The organism is Bifidobacterium sp. UTBIF-78 (assembly GCF_006408945.1).
GTDB lineage: Bacteria > Actinomycetota > Actinomycetes > Actinomycetales > Bifidobacteriaceae > Bifidobacterium > Bifidobacterium myosotis.
Genome location: NZ_JFAO01000053.1, coordinates 1 through 1,543, shown reverse-complemented (window position 1 = coordinate 1,543; position 1,543 = coordinate 1). Strand labels below are relative to the sequence as shown.

1 rRNA gene is annotated in these 1,543 nt (G+C 59.9%); it reads right to left on the bottom strand.

The annotated features are described in order from the left end of the window. Positions 1-1,334, bottom strand: a 23S ribosomal RNA gene (locus tag BG22_RS09685); the annotation flags it as partial. Between the last annotated feature and the right edge of the window lie 209 nt (positions 1,335-1,543).

Below are 1,543 nucleotides of genomic sequence, written 5' to 3'. Positions count from 1 at the left end.
CGCTACTCATGTCTGCATTCTCACTCCCACGGAATCCACGGCCGGCTTGCGCCGCCGCTTCGCCCCCCGTGGGACGCTCTCCTACCCAGTACCAAAGTACTGCCGCGTCTTCGGTGGCGTGCTTGAGCCCCGCTACATTGTCGGCGCGGAACCACTAGACCAGTGAGCTGTTACGCACTCTTTCAAGGATGGCTGCTTCTGAGCCAACCTCCTGGCTGTCTATGCGACTCCACATCCTTTCCCACTTAGCACGCGCTTGGGGACCTTAGACGACGGTCTGGGCTGTCTCCCTCTCCACGACGAAGCTTATCCCCCGCCGGGTCACTGCCGGGATACACATCACGGGTATTCGGAGTTTGGTTGCTGTTGGTACCCCACAAGGGCCCGCAAGCATCCAGTAGCTCTACCCCCCGGATGCAATCACCCGACGCTGCACCTAAATGCATTTCGGAGAGAACCAGCTATCACGGAATTTGATTGGCCTTTCACCCCCAGCCCCAAGTCATCCCCCCGGTTTTCAACCCAGGTGGGTCCGGTCCTCCACACGGTCTTACCCGCGCTTCAACCTGCTCAGGGCTAGATCATCCCGCTTCGGGTCCAGGACACGCGGCTCAAACGCCTTTTAAGACTCGCCTTCGCTACGCATACGCCACACGGCTTATACTCGCCACGCACCACTGACTCGCAGACTCATTTTTCGATAGGCACGCCGTCACCCCACCAAGGAGGCTCCGACGGTTCGTAGGCGCACGGTTTCAGGGACTGTTTCACTCCCCTCCCGGGGTGCTTTTCACCTTTCCCTCACGGTACTAGTTCACTATCGGTCAGACAGGAATACTTAGGCCTGCCCCACGGTCGGGGCGGATTCACACGGGGTTCCACGGGACCCGCGCTACTCGGGAGTCGCGATCGGCGGGACATGCGCCTACGGGTACGGGGCCCTCACCCTCTACGGCCCGGTATTCAACCCGGTTCCCCTCGCACACGCCGTTTATCACCACCGGCCGGCCCGTCGGAGCCGGCACACGCGATCCCAACAACACCCCACACGCAACCCCCGACGGGTATCACACGCATGAGGTTTAGCCTGATCCGCTTTCGCTCGCCACTACTCACGGAGTATCCTCTCCTGCAGGTACTGAGATGTTTCACTTCCCTGCGTACCCCCCGCGCCGAAGCACGGTACCGGCCCATTACTGCCGGTGGGTTGCCCCATTCGGAAACCCTCGGATCAAAGCCCACTCGGCGGCTCCCCGAGGCCTATCGCGGCCCGTCGCGTCCTTCATCGGTCCTGCCTGCCAAGGCATCCACCATACGCCCTTCAAGACAACACACAACACACGGCCGTGCGAAGCCCGAAAACACTGCACTGGACTCCCAGACAACAAATCAACACATCAAAATGATCACAAAACGATCGAAACGAACACAACCAAAACAATAGTTAATGAGTTCGAATCGAAATCGACAGCAAACACCACCCGCCGAACGGATGGCGTCTGCTCGCGTCCACTCTCCAGTTCTCAAACCACCACGCACACCC